This is a genomic window from Bulleidia sp. HCP3S3_C9 (genome assembly GCF_052064035.1).
GTDB lineage: Bacteria > Bacillota_I > Bacilli_A > Erysipelotrichales > Erysipelotrichaceae > Bulleidia.
Genome location: NZ_JBQHWJ010000139.1, coordinates 1 through 490, shown reverse-complemented (window position 1 = coordinate 490; position 490 = coordinate 1). Strand labels below are relative to the sequence as shown.

Below are 490 nucleotides of genomic sequence, written 5' to 3'. Positions count from 1 at the left end.
TGGAACCATGCGTATTGTCTATAAAGGCAGCAAGATAGTTGCTCAAGTCGTATATGAGGTTAATGAACCTGAGTATACTGACGATGGCAGTGCCATGGGTGTTGACCTTGGCATTAAATGTCCTGCGGTATCATATACATCTGATGGCAGCGTTAAGTTCTATGGCAATGGTCGTAAAAATAAATATATGCGCAGGCATTATAAATATCTTCGCAAGAAACTAGGCAAAGCTAAAAAGCCTGATGCCATAAAACGCATCAACAATAAAGAACAGCGCATCATGAAGGACATTGACCATAAGATAAGCCGCGAGATCGTTGAGACTGCTGTTGTTCATGATGTTAAAGTTATAAAATTAGAACGTTTGGCAAACATTCGTTCTACGACAAGAACAAGTCGAAAAAACAATCCCAGTCTGCATACATGGTCTTTCTATAGGCTTGCACAGTTTATAGAATACAAGGCAAAGTTAGCAGGCATAAAAGTTGAG

General features: G+C 39.6%; 1 protein-coding gene. It reads left to right on the top strand.

The annotated features are described in order from the left end of the window. A partial coding sequence (locus tag ACTND6_RS11145) for an RNA-guided endonuclease TnpB family protein (RefSeq protein WP_441045121.1) occupies positions 1-490 on the top strand: 490 nt, incomplete at both ends.